This window comes from Acinetobacter ursingii DSM 16037 = CIP 107286 (genome assembly GCF_000368825.1).
In the GTDB taxonomy this organism is placed as follows: Bacteria; Pseudomonadota; Gammaproteobacteria; order Pseudomonadales; family Moraxellaceae; genus Acinetobacter; species Acinetobacter ursingii.
Map to the genome: position 1 here is coordinate 1 of NZ_KB849717.1, position 18,572 is coordinate 18,572.

The 18,572-nt window shown below is 41.4% G+C and carries 13 protein-coding genes, 2 tRNA genes and 2 rRNA genes; 7 read left to right on the forward strand and 10 right to left on the reverse strand.

The features are described 5' to 3' along the window. Positions 1 to 37: 37 nt before the first annotated feature. The 7 genes from F944_RS07555 to F944_RS07585 all read right to left on the reverse strand — a co-directional run bounded on the left by F944_RS07555 (position 38) and on the right by F944_RS07585 (position 9,714). Positions 38 to 2,931: ribosomal RNA gene (locus F944_RS07555) — 23S ribosomal RNA — on the reverse strand. A 436-nt stretch (positions 2,932 to 3,367) separates the two neighbouring features. Continuing rightward, a tRNA-Ala gene (locus F944_RS07560) sits at positions 3,368 to 3,443 on the reverse strand. A 55-nt stretch (positions 3,444 to 3,498) separates the two neighbouring features. After that, a tRNA-Ile gene (locus tag F944_RS07565) sits at positions 3,499 to 3,575 on the reverse strand. Between the two features lie 169 nt (positions 3,576 to 3,744). Beyond that, positions 3,745 to 5,281: ribosomal RNA gene (locus F944_RS07570) — 16S ribosomal RNA — on the reverse strand. Together the 16S and 23S rRNA genes with 2 tRNA genes alongside form the textbook arrangement of a ribosomal RNA operon. 336 nt (positions 5,282 to 5,617) lie before the next feature. Then, complete coding sequence (locus F944_RS07575; RefSeq protein WP_004988976.1) at positions 5,618 to 6,865, reverse strand: CaiB/BaiF CoA transferase family protein; 1,248 nt, start codon at positions 6,863 to 6,865, stop codon at positions 5,618 to 5,620. 52 nt (positions 6,866 to 6,917) lie between these two features. Then, positions 6,918 to 8,234, reverse strand: a complete 1,317-nt coding sequence (locus tag F944_RS07580; protein ID WP_004988978.1) for an MFS transporter — start codon at positions 8,232 to 8,234, stop codon at positions 6,918 to 6,920. A 253-nt stretch (positions 8,235 to 8,487) separates the two neighbouring features. Next, entirely contained in the window at positions 8,488 to 9,714 is a 1,227-nt protein-coding gene (locus F944_RS07585; protein ID WP_004988979.1) for an acyl-CoA dehydrogenase, read from the reverse strand. Positions 9,715 to 9,965: 251 nt separating this feature from the next. Between F944_RS07585 and F944_RS07590 the strand changes: the two genes are divergently transcribed. Further along, positions 9,966 to 10,940 carry a LysR substrate-binding domain-containing protein gene (locus F944_RS07590; protein WP_004988980.1) on the forward strand — a complete coding sequence of 325 codons (975 nt, stop codon included), beginning with the start codon at positions 9,966 to 9,968 and terminating at the stop codon, positions 10,938 to 10,940. Here the strand turns inward: F944_RS07590 and F944_RS07595 are convergent. Beyond that, positions 10,921 to 11,250, reverse strand: coding sequence for a hypothetical protein (locus F944_RS07595; protein WP_004988981.1), 330 nt, complete (start codon positions 11,248 to 11,250; stop codon positions 10,921 to 10,923). The two genes, F944_RS07590 and F944_RS07595, sit on opposite strands and share 20 nt — an antisense overlap. A gap of 191 nt (positions 11,251 to 11,441) precedes the next feature. Here F944_RS07595 and F944_RS07600 point away from each other — a divergent pair, with 191 nt between their 5' ends. Beyond that, the gene (locus tag F944_RS07600; RefSeq protein WP_004988982.1) at positions 11,442 to 11,879 is read left to right on the forward strand and encodes an HD domain-containing protein; all 438 of its coding nucleotides are present in this window, start codon (positions 11,442 to 11,444) and stop codon (positions 11,877 to 11,879) included. 103 nt (positions 11,880 to 11,982) lie between these two features. Beyond that, a complete protein-coding gene (locus tag F944_RS07605; RefSeq protein ID WP_004988983.1) occupies positions 11,983 to 12,882 on the forward strand; it encodes a LysR family transcriptional regulator in 900 nt (299 codons plus the stop codon). A gap of 46 nt (positions 12,883 to 12,928) precedes the next feature. Here F944_RS07605 and map read toward each other — a convergent pair whose 3' ends face one another. Further along, positions 12,929 to 13,750 (reverse strand): type I methionyl aminopeptidase, encoded by an 822-nt coding sequence (gene map / locus F944_RS07610; protein ID WP_004988987.1) that lies wholly within the window; start codon positions 13,748 to 13,750, stop codon positions 12,929 to 12,931. 340 nt (positions 13,751 to 14,090) lie between these two features. On the opposite strand from map, the gene brnQ reads away from it, so the two are divergent. Next, entirely contained in the window at positions 14,091 to 15,392 is a 1,302-nt protein-coding gene (brnQ, locus tag F944_RS07615) for a branched-chain amino acid transport system II carrier protein (protein WP_004988989.1), read from the forward strand. Between the two features lie 586 nt (positions 15,393 to 15,978). Next, a complete protein-coding gene (locus tag F944_RS07620; protein WP_004988991.1) occupies positions 15,979 to 16,239 on the forward strand; it encodes a hypothetical protein in 261 nt (86 codons plus the stop codon). Positions 16,240 to 16,274: 35 nt separating this feature from the next. Here F944_RS07620 and F944_RS07625 read toward each other — a convergent pair whose 3' ends face one another. Further along, positions 16,275 to 16,727 carry a hypothetical protein gene (locus F944_RS07625; RefSeq protein ID WP_004988993.1) on the reverse strand — a complete coding sequence of 151 codons (453 nt, stop codon included), beginning with the start codon at positions 16,725 to 16,727 and terminating at the stop codon, positions 16,275 to 16,277. Between the two features lie 133 nt (positions 16,728 to 16,860). Between F944_RS07625 and F944_RS07630 the strand changes: the two genes are divergently transcribed. Next, entirely contained in the window at positions 16,861 to 17,727 is an 867-nt protein-coding gene (locus tag F944_RS07630) for an alpha/beta hydrolase family protein (RefSeq protein WP_004988995.1), read from the forward strand. Positions 17,728 to 17,979: 252 nt separating this feature from the next. Further along, complete coding sequence (locus F944_RS07635) at positions 17,980 to 18,570, forward strand: LexA family protein (protein WP_026039982.1); 591 nt, start codon at positions 17,980 to 17,982, stop codon at positions 18,568 to 18,570. Positions 18,571 to 18,572 lie beyond the last annotated feature (2 nt).

Genomic DNA, 18,572 nt, shown 5'->3' on the forward strand with positions numbered 1-18,572 from the left:
GAATTTATCTTGAATACAACAACTGTTTGGGTGTTGTATAGTCAAGCCTCACGAGCAATTAGTATTGGTCAGCTTCACATATCACTATGCTTCCACATCCAACCTATCAACGTCCTAGTCTTGAACGGCTCTTTAGGTGACATATAGTCACAGGGAAATCTTATCTTGAGGTAGGCTTCCCGCTTAGATGCTTTCAGCGGTTATCCCTTCCGAACATAGCTACCCGGCGATGCGACTGGCGTCACAACCGGTACACCAGAGGTTCGTCCACTCTGGTCCTCTCGTACTAGGAGCAGATCCTCTCAAATTTCCAGCGCCCACGGTAGATAGGGACCGAACTGTCTCACGACGTTCTAAACCCAGCTCGCGTACCTCTTTAAATGGCGAACAGCCATACCCTTGGGACCTGCTTCAGCCCCAGGATGAGATGAGCCGACATCGAGGTGCCAAACACCGCCGTCGATATGAACTCTTGGGCGGTATCAGCCTGTTATCCCCAGAGTACCTTTTATCCGTTGAGCGATGGCCCTTCCATACAGAACCACCGGATCACTAAGACCTACTTTCGTACCTGCTCGACTTGTGGGTCTCGCAGTTAAGCGCGCTTTTGCCTTTATACTCTACGCGTGATTTCCGACCACGCTGAGCGCACCTTCGTACTCCTCCGTTACTCTTTAGGAGGAGACCGCCCCAGTCAAACTACCCACCAGACATGGTCCTCGCCCCGGATTACGGGGCAGAGTTAGAACCTCAACATTACCAGGGTGGTATTTCAAGGATGGCTCCAATGTAACTGGCGTCACATCTTCATAGCCTCCCACCTATCCTACACAAGTAAGGTCAAAGTTCAATGTCAAGCTGCAGTAAAGGTTCACGGGGTCTTTCCGTCTAGCCGCGGGTACACTGCATCTTCACAGCGATTTCGATTTCACTGAGCCTCTGCTGGAGACAGCGCCGCCATCATTATGCCATTCGTGCAGGTCGGAACTTACCCGACAAGGAATTTCGCTACCTTAGGACCGTTATAGTTACGGCCGCCGTTTACTGGGGCTTCGATCAAGAGCTTCGCTTACGCTAACCCCATCAATTAACCTTCCAGCACCGGGCAGGCATCACACCCTATACGTCCACTTTCGTGTTTGCAGAGTGCTATGTTTTTAATAAACAGTTGCAGCGGCCTGGTTTCTGCGGCTGCCAAGCGCTCAGGGAGCAAGTCCCATCACCCTCAGCAGCGTACCTTCTCCCGAAGTTACGGTACCATTTTGCCTAGTTCCTTCAGCAGAGTTCTCTCAAGCGCCTTGGTCTACTCGACCTGACCACCTGTGTCGGTTTCGGGTACGATTCCTGTGTAACTGAAGCTTAGAGACTTTTCTTGGAAGTATGGTATCAGCCACTTCACTGTACAAGTACAGCTTGATATCGACTCTCAGCATAGAGCACCCCGGATTTGCCTAAGATGCATGCCTACTGTCTTCCACCTGGACAACCAACGCCAGGCTGACTTAACCTTCTCCGTCCTCTCATCGCATTACACAGAAGTATTGGAATATTAACCAATTTCCCATCGACTACGCCTTTCGGCCTCGCCTTAGGGGTCGACTCACCCAGCCCCGATTAACGTTGGACTGGAACCCTTGGTCTTTCGGCGAACGGGTTTTTCACCCGTTTTGTCGTTACTCACGTCAGCATTCGCACTTCTGATACCTCCAGCATGCTTCTCAACACACCTTCATCGGCTTACAGAACGCTCCCCTACCACGTAACTCTAAAGTTACATCCGCAGCTTCGGCACATAGTTTTAGCCCCGTTACATCTTCCGCGCAGGCCGACTCGACTAGTGAGCTATTACGCTTTCTTTAAAGGGTGGCTGCTTCTAAGCCAACCTCCTAGCTGTCTATGCCTTCCCACATCGTTTCCCACTTAACTATGATTTTGGGGCCTTAGCTGGCGGTCTGGATTGTTTTCCTCTTGACTACGGACGTTAGCACCCGCAGTCTGTCTCCCGGATAGTACTCATAGGTATTCGGAGTTTGCATCGGTTTGGTAAGTCGGGATGACCCCCTAGCCGAAACAGTGCTCTACCCCCTATGGTATTCGTCCGAGGCGCTACCTAAATAGCTTTCGGGGAGAACCAGCTATCACCAGGCTTGATTAGCCTTTCACCCCTATCCACAAGTCATCCCCTGGCTTTTCAACGACAGTGGGTTCGGTCCTCCAGTTAGTGTTACCCAACCTTCAACCTGCTCATGGATAGATCGCCTGGTTTCGGGTCTATACCCAGCAACTAAACGCCCTATTAAGACTCGATTTCTCTACGGCTCCCCTATGCGGTTAACCTTGCTACTGAATATAAGTCGCTGACCCATTATACAAAAGGTACGCAGTCACCGAACAAGTCGGCTCCCACTGCTTGTATGCATGCGGTTTCAGGATCTATTTCACTCCCCTCACAGGGGTTCTTTTCGCCTTTCCCTCACGGTACTGGTTCACTATCGGTCAGTCAGGAGTATTTAGCCTTGGAGGATGGTCCCCCCATATTCAGACAAGGTTTCACGTGCCTCGCCCTACTCGTCATCATGATGTGTGCCCTTTCGTGTACGGGACTATCACCCTCTACGGTCGCACTTCCCAGAGCGTTCCGCTAAAACACACATCACTTAATGGGCTGATCCCCGTTCGCTCGCCGCTACTAAGGGAATCTCAATTGATTTCTTTTCCTAAGGGTACTGAGATGTTTCACTTCCCCTCGTTCGCTTCAATAACCTATGTATTCAGTTATTGATACCTACCTTATAGTAGGTGGGTTCCCCCATTCAGACATCTCCGGATCAATGGATATTTGCCGCCTCCCCGGAGCTTTTCGCAGGCTATCACGTCTTTCTTCGCCTCTGACTGCCAAGGCATCCACCACATGCACTTAATTACTTGACTATACAACCCCAAACAGTCGTTAATACCTACAAGTAGTATTACCAACATTACAGTTTGAAGTACTGTGCACTTAAGCACCGTACAGCTTCAATCTAAATTCATATACCAAAACGCTTGATTCAGTTAATTTGCTAGTTCTCAATTAACTCTAAGATCAGAATGACTTCTTCTCTCTTTGTTATTGAGTGAACAATTTATTTCAGACTCAATTCTCAATCTGTTAATGAATTAATGTAACCTCGTCAGCTACATTAAACTGTGATTAATCACAGAGGTTAATAAACCAAGATCCTGCAATCTTCTTATTTATTAATCTCTATAACCATCTTTTCTTTCACTTTCGTGTTCGATCAGATACTGCGCGAAGCATAGCTTCTTGCTTAAATTTCAAGAAAAAGCCTTAAAGCGATGCTTTAAGTTTTCTATTCTTGAAATTTGGTGGAGACTAGGAGAGTCGAACTCCTGACCTCCTGCGTGCAAAGCAGGCGCTCTACCAACTAAGCTAAGTCCCCAGCTTATATCATTTACGTATCTTTAACTCTGTACTCATTAATCTATTCGTCAGAATGGTGGGTCTGACAAGACTTGAACTTGTGACCCCACGCTTATCAAGCGTGTGCTCTAACCAACTGAGCTACAGACCCTGAGAAAGTTTTAAAGCACCGCTTTAAAAGTTTCGCAAGACAAACAGCTTCGCTGTGCGTAGTGTTTGATTCTCGCTCTTTTTTTAAAAGCTTCTCTCTAAATCTTTTTCATTCAGATACCAGAAGAACAACTTGTTGTGGATTCTTACCAATCAACCAATCTTTTCGTTAAGGAGGTGATCCAGCCGCAGGTTCCCCTACGGCTACCTTGTTACGACTTCACCCCAGTCATCGGCCACACCGTGGTGAACGTCCTCTTTGCAGTTAGACTATCCACTTCTGGTGCAACAAACTCCCATGGTGTGACGGGCGGTGTGTACAAGGCCCGGGAACGTATTCACCGCGGCATTCTGATCCGCGATTACTAGCGATTCCGACTTCATGGAGTCGAGTTGCAGACTCCAATCCGGACTACGATCGGCTTTTTGAGATTAGCATCCTATCGCTAGGTAGCAACCCTTTGTACCGACCATTGTAGCACGTGTGTAGCCCTGGTCGTAAGGGCCATGATGACTTGACGTCGTCCCCGCCTTCCTCCAGTTTGTCACTGGCAGTATCCTTAAAGTTCCCACCCAAAGTGCTGGCAAATAAGGAAAAGGGTTGCGCTCGTTGCGGGACTTAACCCAACATCTCACGACACGAGCTGACGACAGCCATGCAGCACCTGTATGTAAGTTCCCGAAGGCACCAATCCATCTCTGGAAAGTTCTTACTATGTCAAGACCAGGTAAGGTTCTTCGCGTTGCATCGAATTAAACCACATGCTCCACCGCTTGTGCGGGCCCCCGTCAATTCATTTGAGTTTTAGTCTTGCGACCGTACTCCCCAGGCGGTCTACTTATCGCGTTAGCTGCGCCACTAATCCCTCAAAGAGACCAACGGCTAGTAGACATCGTTTACGGCATGGACTACCAGGGTATCTAATCCTGTTTGCTCCCCATGCTTTCGTACCTCAGCGTCAGTGTTAGGCCAGATGGCTGCCTTCGCCATCGGTATTCCTCCAGATCTCTACGCATTTCACCGCTACACCTGGAATTCTACCATCCTCTCCCACACTCTAGCTAACCAGTATCGAATGCAATTCCCAAGTTAAGCTCGGGGATTTCACATCCGACTCAATTAGCCGCCTACGCACGCTTTACGCCCAGTAAATCCGATTAACGCTCGCACCCTCTGTATTACCGCGGCTGCTGGCACAGAGTTAGCCGGTGCTTATTCTGCGAGTAACGTCCAGTACCTGGTAGTATTAATACCAGTACCCTCCTCCTCGCTTAAAGTGCTTTACAACCATAAGGCCTTCTTCACACACGCGGCATGGCTGGATCAGGGTTCCCCCCATTGTCCAATATTCCCCACTGCTGCCTCCCGTAGGAGTCTGGGCCGTGTCTCAGTCCCAGTGTGGCGGATCATCCTCTCAGACCCGCTACAGATCGTCGCCTTGGTAGGCCTTTACCCCACCAACTAGCTAATCCGACTTAGGCTCATCTATTAGCGCAAGGTCCGAAGATCCCCTGCTTTCTCCCGTAGGACGTATGCGGTATTAGCATCCCTTTCGAAATGTTGTCCCCCACTAATAGCCAGATTCCTAAGTATTACTCACCCGTCCGCCGCTAAGATCAGTAGCAAGCTACCTCTCTCCGCTCGACTTGCATGTGTTAAGCCTGCCGCCAGCGTTCAATCTGAGCCATGATCAAACTCTTCAGTTAAAATCATTTCGCACCTTATTAAAGACAAGGTGCCAATTCTGGCTCATCAATTACTGACAAATTCTCTCAAATAAACTTCGAGTAATTTAAACCAATCAATCAATGATAATATTTCGATCAATCAATTGGTAAAAATCCACACAAGTTGTTCTTCTATTCTCTTAATGATCTATTCCTTACCTCGTCAGTAAGAAATTCAACTCAATACAAACCACTCAACCTTAACCCTAAAAGCCAAGATCTTCATCGTGTATCGCGTCGGGATGCTGCGTATTCTATACAGTTTTTAAAGCAACACAAGCCCTATTTTTCAAATAAACATCATTAGGATGTTTTTTAATCAACATACGCTTTTTCCTTGCTGTATTCGCCTGTTTTATCCTCAATTATGCCTTTTTCATTGAACTGATTAAGTTGATCGTTCGATTTATAACGCTTCAGTATCTTATAAGTATGCTCACCTAGCTGTGGTGGAGCATGATGATATTCAACTGGAGTGCCCGATAATTTGATTGGTGAAGCAATTACTTTAAATCTCTGATTTTGTGGGTGTGGAATATTCACTACCATTTGACGAGCCAGAATTTGTGGCTCATTTAATGCTTCTTCAATGGAGTTGATCATGCCCACTGGAACTTTTTTCGCATGAATTTGTGCGACCCAATGATTTGCATCTTGCGTTTGAAAATGCTCACTCAATACACCAATTAATTCATGCCTATGTGCAACTCGATCTTTGTTGGTCAAATAGTTTGGCTGACCCAATAAATCCGCCCGATCTATTGCAATACACAAGTCTTTAAATTGTTTATCATTACCACAGGCTATAATAAAGTCTTTATCCTTTGCCTTAAATACTTGATAGGGCACGATATTCGGATGCGAATTTCCCATTCGTACAGGAGATTTTCCTGTCGTTAAAAAGTTCATACCTTGATTAGCCAATGTTGCAACCTGTACATCCAAAAGAGCCAAATCAATATGCTGCCCTTTACCTGTACTCAATCGTGACCATAATGCTGCCTGAATCGCAACTGTGGCATACAATCCAGTTTGAATATCTGCAACCGCAACTCCAACTTTTTGTGGTTCTTGGTTTTGCTCACCTGTAATACTCATCAATCCTGACATGCCTTGAATGACAAAATCATAGCCAGGCTCTTCTGCACGAGGGCCTGTTTGTCCAAAACCTGTAATTGAACAATAGACGAGTTGAGGGTTAATTTGACTTAGTGTCGCGTAATCAAGTCCATATTTTGCCAATGAGCCAGCTTTGTAGTTTTCAATTAATACATCCGCATCTTTGATCATCTCCTGAATCAATTGTTGACCTTCTTCAGTTGCAATATCGATTGCCACAGAATATTTATTTCGGTTCGCAGCCTGGTAATAACCTGCTTCTTTAGTTGGTCGACCCTGATCATTTAACATCCACGGCGGCCCCCACATGCGAGTATCATCACCCACTTTTGGACGTTCCACTTTAATCACTTCTGCACCTAGATCTGCCAGAATTTGACCACACCATGGTCCTGCTAAAACCCGACTTAAATCCAATACTGTTAAGCCTGTCAATGCACCCATAATTTATTCCTCCAAAAACCGACATCTTATTTTTAGATGTCGGTTTTTTATCTCATGATTTTTGTGGATCGTACTGACGATCTTTAATAAATAAACCTGGTAATACGCCCGCGATAAAGTAGGCTGCCCCCATGACAATAAATGCCATTGCAAAAGTCCCACCTGATGCCAAAAAGCCTATAGTCGCAGGCGCAATCGCAGCACCGACACGACCAATGTTATAAGCACCACCAATCGCAGTCCCACGTACATCAGTTGAGAACGACTCCGCCATATAAGTGGCATTTACCCCATATGGAATACCGTAAAGGAAACCAAAAGTGATCAATAAATACAGAATATTGTCAGGCGTATTAAAGAAAATAATGATTGGCAGGAAAATTGCGCTGGCAAGTGTGCCGAAGACAAACACAGCACGGCGATTAAATTTATCCGCTAAATATCCTGCTAGAATTTTGCCTAAAATCATTGCGGTATATGAACCCACCATATAACTGGTCAAGGATTTAAAATTCATATGGACTTCAGTTTCAAGATAACTCGGCATCCAGTTATTAATCCCGTAATAACCAAACTGTAAAAAGAATGCTGTGGTCATCCAGAGTAGAAACATTTTGCGATGTTTGAAGTTATTGAAGATTTGTTTATAAATACTGCCGCTTTTAGGTTTCACATCTGGTTGTTCTGTTTTTTGTTTTTCTGGATTTAAAGCTGCAATTTTTGTTAATTGCCATGACTTTGGCTCAGGGACAAAGCGCTGTAAAATGACATTAATAATGGCAGGAATCACGGTAATAAAAAATAGAATACGCCAGCCATGTTCAGGAATAATTGCACCAGCTAATAATGTAGCTACGATGTAACCTACGGTTTGTCCAGTCTGTAATGTTCCTAAGACGGTTGTACGATATGAAGTCGGAACGTATTCGGCCATTAAAGTATTACACGCCATATACAGCGCACCAATTCCTAAAGCTCCGATAAAACGAAGCACCATGAATTGTTCAAAAGTTTGTGTAAAACCTAAAATACAAGTTGCAATTGAAAAGAATGTCACTGAATGCGCAATGGTTCTAACACGACCAAACTTATCACACGCCCAACCACCTAAAATACCTCCAATTCCCATCCCTGCTAAGGATGCGCTGCCTAATGCGCCCGCCTGAAAAGTCGACAAACCAAAATCTGCTTTTAAACTGGTTAAGCTATAAGACAACAACATGATATCCACGCCATCCACCACCATCGCGAAATAGGCAAATAACAATGCCCACTTCCATGTATTTGGGGTAATGCGATCATATGTTCCAATATTGGATGCTAGTGTATTTGGAAGATTTCCTGTAACGGTTTGAACATCATTGTTCATTTTATTTCACCTCATTTTTCCTAAATGAGTCTCGAGTTTTCATCGATTGATCATGCCATGTTCGCTTTGCTATTGTTGTTTTATCTTGCCCAAGCAAAGTGCCATTTCTTCATGAAAAATTCCATGATGACTCCCTGACTATTTTTGTATTGTCTTTTTTAAGCAAAAGCCGCTTAGAGACACGCATGGCGCGCATCTTTAAGCATCAAGATTTAATTTAAAAAATGAAAAACGAATTAATTAAACTATGAGTCTAGTTACTAAAAGCCGCAATACCCGTTTGAGCACGTCCCAAAATCAAGGCATGTACATCATGTGTACCTTCGTAAGTATTGACGACTTCTAGGTTCACCAAGTGACGTGCAACACCAAATTCGTCACTAATGCCGTTACCACCCATCATGTCACGGGCTAAACGAGCAATATCAAGCGCTTTACCACAGTTATTACGTTTAATTAAAGACGTACCTTCAACCGCAGCAATACCTTCATCTTTCATACGACCAAAGCGTAAAGCCGCCTGTAAGCCTAATGCGATTTCAGTTTGCATATCAGCCAGTTTTTTCTGAATCAACTGATTGGCAGCCAATGGACGACCGAATTGTTTACGATCTAGGGTATATTGACGTGCGGTATGCCAACAAAATTCTGCTGCACCCATTGCCCCCCAAGCAATTCCATAACGCGCACTGTTCAAGCAAGTGAATGGACCTTTTAGACCACGAACGTCTGGGAATGCATTTTCTTCTGGAACAAACACATTATCCATCACGATTTCGCCAGTAATGGAAGCACGTAATCCTACTTTGCCGTGAATTGCTGGAGCAGAAAGTCCTTCCCAACCTTTTTCTAAAATAAAGCCGCGGATTTCACCCACATTACCTTCAGCAGACACTTCTTTTGCCCATACCACAAACACATCAGCAATTGGGCTGTTAGTAATCCACATTTTTGCGCCAGTTAAACGATAACCACCATCTACTTTTTTGGCACGTGTAATCATACTGCCCGGATCAGAACCATGATCAGGTTCAGTCAAACCGAAACAACCAATGTATTCACCTGTTGCAAGTTTCGGTAAATATTTTTGCTTTTGTTCTTCTGTACCAAATTCATTAATTGGCACCATCACTAAAGAACTTTGTACACTTGCCATTGAACGATAGCCTGAATCGACACGCTCAACTTCACGTGCAATCAAACCATAACTGACATAATTTAAACCTGCGCCACCGTATTGTTCTGGAATGGTTGGGCCAAGTAGACCCAATTCACCCATTTCACGAAAAATAGTAGGATCGGTGGTTTCGTGACGAAATTGCTCCAATACACGTGTCATGAGTTTATCTTGACAATATGCATGCGCAGAATCACGAATCATACGTTCTTCTTCAGTTAACTGTTGCTCAAGTAAGAATGGGTCTTCCCAATTGAAGTGAACACGTGCAGATTTTTTAGCTGTATCGACCATTTGATTCATCGCTTTCCTAGCCTGTTTGTTTGTCATTGACCCGATGCTACGATGTCGCAGTCAAAGCAGCAAACGATAAATTTGCATACAGTCATTCCATTTACGCATATCTTATTTTAATTTTAGGCTATATTTAAATTACGTTTTACTCTTAATTCAAGCAAATAGGTTTTTTTGACTATAGAAAGATAGAGTACACTTTCAAAATATATGTGATTTACAAATATCTTCATTTTGCAATCATCATTAAGGACAATCCCATGCGGCGCATGATTCCCTCCCTACAAGCACTCATTTGTTTTGAATCAGCCGCCAAGCACAAAAGTTATACCTACGCGGCGCAAGAACTTTCGATTACACAAAGTGCAGTGTCTCGACAAGTCCAGCAGCTTGAGGAATTTTTAAATATTGAGCTGTTTAATCGCACCCGACACGGCGTAGAACTTACTCAAGCAGGTGAACAATATTTTAAGAGTATCAAACCGTATTTGCTCGGCATTGAACAAAGTACGCTAGATTTGATGTCGCACAAAGGTTTAGGTGGAACGTTAAAGCTAGGAGTTGTCCCGACGTTTGCTACGCGCTGGTTATTACCTCGTTTATATCGTTTTAATGAAATTTTTCCTGAAATTACCATTCACCTTGAAACCAGTACCAAACCTTTTTTATTTAGTGATCATATTTTTGATGCCGCCATTTATGCAGGAACACCGTCACAAATGGAAAACTGGCCGGGTGCAAAAATTCAATTTTTAATGCAAGAAGAAGTCGTTCCTGTGTGCTCTTTGGCTTTGATTCACAAGCATTTCCCTCAAATGCGACTTGATGCAAGCCAAGGTATTGATCTATCTCCCGAGCAGATTAGCCAACTCCCCTTATTACAACAAACTACACGCCCTTACATCTGGAAAGAATGGTTTACGGCGGCGACATATGATTATCCGTATGCCATGGAAGGTCAGCGTCATGAACTTTTTTCCATGCTTGCAGTAGCCGCAAGCCATCATTTAGGCGTGGCACTCATTCCACAAATGTTACTTGAGAAAGAACTGAACAATGCTGATCTGGTCATTGCCTCATCTTTAAAGTTAGTCGGTGCGCGTTCTTATTATTTCGTCTATTCTGAACAACACAATAACGCACTGATTTTAAAATTTACCGAATGGCTTGAAAAAGAAGTGAAGACCTATCAATCTAAAACTGGCTTACAACAGATCAAGACTCATGAGAACTAAATCCTGCATAGCGTGATAAATTTTCAACCCCTAAATCCGTCTGGATAATAGTCATTTCAGGGTATAAAGTTTCAGTAATCGCAGTAAAAATATTCATGTCTGGATCTTCGTGTAACTCATCCACAGACTTTGTCATTTGAGCTTCAAAGCGATCTGCAACAAATTCAAAACCCAAGTCCATTGCAACAAATAAAGTGTGTTCACAAGGCTGAATATATTGCTCTTGCATCCAGTCAACGATAGCATGTTGACAAATCGGACAGAGAATATTGGCAGAAGCATCGGGCTGCTGGATAAGCTTGCAGGACATAGACTTACTCTAAAATGTAGTTAATAACGTCAAGAGTAGTCTAATAGAAATATTTGCTTGCATCTAATTTTTTTAAAATCCACCTTTGGTGAATTGCTATTCATTTCCACTCATGCTTATTATCATAGAAAGAAAAAACGTGCTCAGTTGTGTGAATTTTGAATTAACGACATTTTTGAAATGGAGATTTCATGTCAACACTAGAAAAAGCCATTGCACTGGCAACAAAAAAACATGCGGGACAACTTGATAAAGCGGGGCAACCATACATTTTACATCCTTTAAGGCTTATGTTGAATGTAGAGAGTATGGATCAGAAAATGGTCGCGGTAATGCACGATCTACTTGAAGACACGGATACCACGATTGTTGATCTGATTACTTTGGGGTTCAGTCAGAATGTGATTGATGCAGTCGTTGCATTGACCAAAAAAGAAGGTGAAAGCCGTCTGGATGCAGCCAAAAGAATCGTGAAAAATTCACTCGCAAGAACAGTTAAATTAGCTGATCTTGCAGATAATATGGACTTAAGCCGAATCAAATCGCCAACGCAACGTGATTTTATGCGCCTTGAAGAATATAAAAAAGTAAAAGACTTTCTACTAAACCCGCCCGCAGCTCTCATATAATTTTGAGCTATTTACTCAGGTTTAACATAAAGCTTTAAAATTATTGGGTATAATATGCAGTATTGCTTAAAAAATTAAATTTGCTGCTCAACGGAAATCCATTATGCTCACTGATTTAGACGATTTTTATTGTTTTGCTTTAGTCGTTGAACATGGGGGATTTAGTGCAGCCGAACGAGCTACAGATATTCCAAAATCAAAATTGAGCCGTCGTGTTTATAACCTTGAAGAACGTCTCGGGGTTCGCCTGATTCAGCGTAGTTCGCGCCATTTTGCTGTGACTGAAATCGGCATGAATGTGTATCGACATGCCCAAGTGATGATGAATGCTGCACAAGCCGCACATGACTTGGTCGATCATTTGAGTGTTAAACCTCGTGGTGTGATCAAAGTTACCGTTCCGGTTGATATTGCACAGAATCAACTGACCAAGATTTTGCCTGATTTTTTAAAATTATATCCTGAAATTCGGGTGCAGCTGATTATTAGTAATCGACGTTTTGATGTGATTAATGAAGGCATTGATATTGCTTTGCGTGTTCGATCCAATCTGGATGATGATCCAAGTTTAGTGATACGCCAGTTCAGCACCATTGAACAGCATATCTTTGCAAGTCAGGCCTATTTAAATGAATACGGCTCCATAAAAAAACCCGAAGATCTCACTCAGCACCGTATTTTAAGTTTGGCTGATGATCATCTGGATCAACAAATCATTTTACACAATAAAGAAAACCAACAAGAAAAAGTAAAAGTAAATCCAGTTATTATGGCTTCAAACTTATTGATGTTAGCCAATTTAGCCAGTCAAAATTGTGGCGTTGCCTTACTCCCCGATACCATTGCGAGTGAATATGTCCGCACTGGTGAATTAGTACGAATTTTACCAGACTGGAAAGCACCCCATGGTATTTTCCATGCCGTGTATCCATCACGTCGTGGTCAATTACCTGCTGTTCGGGTGTTTATTGATTATTTAGTTGAACAATTAAGCACGAGATAAAAAAAACAGCTTGTTTGTATAGAAACAAGCTGTTTTTAGCGCAGATTTACTCAATTTCTATTATAGGTAGAACTTCAATATCAGGATATAACCCTGTACCATTTGGCCACGGTGTCAATAATTCATAACCTGTTTCTGTGACTGCAACCATATGCTCCCACTGCGCCGATAATGATTTATCTTTGGTCACCACTGTCCAACCATCACTAAGTTCTTTAACCTGTGCATGTCCTGCATTTACCATAGGTTCAATCGTAAAGACCATACCTTTTTGTAAGACCATGCCTTGTCCCGGCTGACCATAATGCAGAATATTTGGCTGTTCGTGATAAACCTTTCCAATGCCATGACCGCAATATTCACGCACGATACTATAACCTTGAGCTTGAGCGACAGACTGGATCGCATACCCAATATCGCCTAATGTCGCGCCCGGTTTTACTGCTTGAATACCTGCATACATCGCTTTATAGGTGGTTTCAACCAATTTTTTTGCATCAGGATGCACATCACCCACCAGATACATACGGCTGGTATCACCAAAATAACCATCCTTAATAATAGCAACATCAATATTAATGATATCGCCATCTTGCAGAATTTTAGCAGGAGAAGGAATTCCGTGACAGACCACTTCATTAACTGAGGTACAGGTGGTTTTGGTAAAACCGTGATAACCCACATTGGCAGGAATCACCTGTAAAGTATTAACGATATAATCATTACAAATATCATCCAGATACTCGGTACTCACACCTGGTTTAATATAATCAGCAATCATCTCCAGAACCTGTGCAGCAAGCCGACCTGAAATACGCAAATTTTCAATATCTTGTTCAGTTTTGATGGTCACTGTAGATGCTCGCATTGCAATCCCCCTCTTTGATTGAGTGAATTATACTCCCTTTACCATCAGACTTACATTGCATTAATGCTTATCATTTCTGTTTAGAACCTAACACACTAGCAAATTAGGTTGTTTTTTAATCAATTAATTTTAATACCTTTATTTATTCATAACATAATTTTATAGATAAAGCCTTGAAGTCGTTGAAATTTCATTTTTGTTTTCAAAAGTTTAATTTAACCATTTTTACTATTTACGCTAATTTCGCTGCTATGGTGAAATGATCAATAACTCAGATAATTGCACAAACATCCCATTTTTATAATAAAATTTGCATGTTTTTATCACCAAAACTCATTTTATGACCAGTCTTCGCACTTCCGATATTATTGCACTTGGTTTTATGACCTTTGCTCTATTTATTGGGGCCGGTAATATTATTTTCCCACCGATTGTTGCTCAACAAGCAGGTGAACATGTATGGTTAGCCGCAGCAGGCTTTTTGATTACGGCTGTAGGTTTACCTGTTATCACCATTATGGCGCTTTCCCGCATGGAAGGCTCTATTGCGATGATCAGTTCACCACTTGGACGTGTAGCTAGCCTATTACTTACGATTGTGTGCTATCTATCGGTTGGACCATTATTTGCCACCCCACGTACTGCAACCGTTTCTTATGAAATTGGTTTCTCCTCTTATTTTGGTACATCCAGTCACAGCCTGCTGATCTATAGTATTGTTTATTTTGCATTTGTGACTTTGGTTTCGCTTTATCCAAATAAACTTCTGGATACCGTGGGACGTTTTCTTGCACCTTTAAAAATTGCTGCACTTGCAGTTTTAGGTGTCGCCGCTTTTCTTATTCCATCAGGCTATATCCCACCTGCGATTAATAATTATGTTGCCCATCCAGTTTCCGAAGGCTTTGTAAGTGGTTATTTAACCATGGATACTTTGGGTGCTTTGGTATTTGGTATCGTGATTATTCAGGCGATTTATTCGCGTGGTGTACGTGAGCCGAGGTTGGTAACACGTTATGCGATCATTGCCAGTATTATTTCAGGAATTGGTTTGACACTGGTATATATCAGTTTGTTCAAACTTGGGCTAGGTAGTCATGAAGTTGCACCAAATGCAAGCAATGGCGCTGTAATCTTACATGCTTATGTACAACATGCTTTCGGTGATCTTGGTTCTTTCTTCTTAACGATCCTGATCTTTATTGCCTGTATGGTGACTGCCATTGGCCTAACTTGTGCGTGTGCTGAATATTTTGCACAGTTAACCAATTTGCCGTATAAACTATATGTCTTTGTTCTGGTTGGATTTTCTTTAATCATTTCGAATTTAGGATTAACCAAGCTGATCGCAATTTCAGTTCCAGTTTTAACAGCGATTTACCCGCCCGCTATCGTCGTCATTATGCTGAGTTTTTTCTGGAAATACTGGAATGTACCTGCTCGCGTCGTTGCACCTGTTACAGCCATTGCTTTCTTATTTGGTATTCTTGAGGGCTTAAAAGTTGCTGGTTTTGAAGCACATCTTCCAAGTTTCGTTCAAGATTTGCCATTAAATGCACAAAATTTAGCTTGGCTAATTCCGTCTATTGTTGTACTCGTCATTTCTATTGTGATCGACAAAATCAAAAAACCGAACGTTTGATTATTTTGTTGTTAATTAAAGTCTAGTTTTATCCAAACCTGATTTTAAGCCCAATAAAAATGCCACTGTTTTTACCCAAAACAGGCATTTTTGTTTCAACAACCCTCATCTACAACATGGTCTGTTGTATCAATTCAGTCGTACTGGTTTTATCAAAATAAAAACAATTATCAGCCATCTTCTCCAAACTAATACATTGCAAATAATCATCGCACACATCGCGTATTTTTAATTATTTTTAAGAAATGCATTTTAGGCTAAAAATCAACCTTTGTCGTTTCACATTCAAAAAAGCTGGCATACTTCATGCTTTATTTAGCTTAAGTCGTATGTCTTTTCCTCTTGAATATACATAGGATGTAAAGAGCTTCCAATTAATTCGGCAATATATATAAATATTTTTGATAGTAATACCTATATTTATTACAAAAATATAAATAACTATCATATATTTTATATATACGCTAAATATTTTGGGAAATAGTGTTATCACCTATTGAAATACCGCTAAATTCGAAGTACAACTGTAATATTAATTCCGACTAAAACAATTATGTTTAGTCAAACTAAAGAAGGAGGGATGGAGATGTTATCATTACATTTCAATAAGCAAGTCTTCATTAACGCTCTGAAGACCTCAGACACAGTCATTTATGGAATAACTACTGTTGCCCTGATGTTGACGCTTGCATTTCAAGGAATGATAAAAGGCAATTTAAAACCCGAATACTTTATGTATGCATTGGTGGTTTCTGTTGCTTTTTCAGTCTGGGCTTTTGTCGATCACAAATTCCGCCAGCTTAGCCTAGAACGTGCCAAAGCAAAAATGGAAAAAATGGATGAGTAATCATCCATTTTTTATGCCCTTTCCTTCTTCATCCCTTAAATAAATTGAACGATACAACCGAGTAATAAAATAAAGGTTGCACCCACTTCAATCACGATTAAAGCCAGCATTGCCAAAGTCATCATCCATGTAGCTAAACTATACTGTCCAAGTTTATGCGGTCTTTGAAATTCGTTGGTGGTATCTTTTAAAAAGCCATGCAAGATATAAGATCCAATTGAAAAACTAAAAACGATCAAATTCAGGATCACACAGATTACATTCAGCATGTCTGACCATACAGAAAAATAAGCCAAGACCGCCAAAATTAGACTTGCAGGTGCATATAAAAGACTGCTTCGATGTGCAATATCAACATAATAATGTGCACGTGATTGTTGTGAATGACGAATTTGATAGTATTTCCAAACCCCTGTAAGCATTCCCACCCAAAGAAAAATACCACTAAAAATAATCCCTATTTTTACCGCAAAAGCTAAAAAAATCATGAGATTCCATCTCTATGTTTATTTTTGGAAGCCCGTTATATCATATTTTTTTGACTTTTAAGTCATAAAATTATCAAGTCTCTTTTTGGAACTCGTTTAAAGTAAAAGCAAGATTATTACTTAATGACATATCATGGAAAATTTTGAGAAATTATGGATAAGCTGTGCAGATGGTTATCAACTTGCGGCTCAGTTTTATAGCATTTCCAAAAATACCCAAACCGCTAAGACTTATCCTATTTTAATTTGTCCTGCGACTGGCATTACCAAATCGTTTTATCATGCATTTGCAAGCTGGTTAAGTGAGCAAGGTTATGATGTGATGGTGTTTGACTTTCGTGGAATTGGAGAGTCCTTACATGGCAGTTTACATCATTCCTCCGCCAGTATTGTTGACTGGGGAACGCTGGACATTCCCGCTGCAATAACCACATTACTCAATAAATCAGGTGCAGAGAAAGTCATTTTGCTCGGTCATAGCGCAGGAGGTCAACTTTTAGGTATTAATCCACTATATGCAAAAGTACATCAAGTGATCGCGGTGGCTGGATCGACAGGTTATATAAAAGGATTAAAAGGTAGAACCAAAATTTTGGCACCTGTGATGTTCAATTTTGTCTTCCCTATTTCAAGTCTGATCAAAGGATATGGTGCAACTCAGTTTATTGGTATGGGAGAAAACCTACCTAAATTAGTCGCCAAACAATGGCGTGAATTTTGTAGTCAAGCAGGCTATGTCAAAAATGCGATAGGAAAAACCGTACATCATGACTTTCATCATCAAATTGCATGTCCAGTGACTTCAATTTGGGCAACCGATGATGAGATTGCAACAGAAATTAATGTGAAAGATCTATTAAGTTTATATCCAAATGCCAAGACTGAGATGATTAAGCTAGAACCAAAACAACTTGGTTTTCAAACTATTGGGCATATGTTGATGTTTAAAAAATCTCATCAAAGTTTATGGCCAATCATTCAGGAACAAATCAAAAACTAAGCTTATTTTGTGTGGGTTATCTCTTTCGATAAAGCATAACCCATACCGTTCCCCTTTCCCCGTTCCAATTACGATCTTGACTCACACTCTTTTCTAAAATGAACCTAGAAGCTGACTTACAAGACTCAGCTTGAGTTGGATTATTATTTTAGCTTCGATTTTTTATTCTTTTTATCAATTAGCCCGATGCTGTTTTTTTTGCTATCTTGATTAAGTTACAAATTCAATCCAAACTAAATCACAATGAATGAAATCCCATTCAAGACAGCTAAAAAGCACGGTGGTAAGCGTGAAAATGCTGGTCGAAAAGCCCAATATCAGGAAAAAACAGTGGTTATGCGAGTGCCTGAATCCAAAGTCAATGCTGTCAAAGCATGGCTAAAACCTCGTCATCCAGATGATATTGAACCCATTTACAATCTACAAAAACTGGTAGCAAAAAGCTCGGTTCAGATTCCTTTTCCACTTGAATCGGTTGCTGCTGGATTTCCATCACCCGCGCAGGATGATATTGAAAAGACTTTAGATCTAAATCAATACCTGATTAAAAATCCTTTATTTACTTTTATATTAAAAGTAAATTCACTGTCTATGCGTGATGCGGGTATTGATATTGGCGATCAAATTATTATCGACAGAAGTATAGAGGCAGAACACGGAGATATTGTTCTGGCATTGGTCAATAACGACTTTACAGTGAAACGTTATATGCGCCATGGCAATAATCCTCATGATTTTTGGTTAAAAGCCGAAAATCCTGACTTTCCAGATATCTATCCTCGTGAAAATGAACAGGTAAAAGTTTGGGGCATCATTACCTGTATCCTTAAAAAGCTAAAATAGTC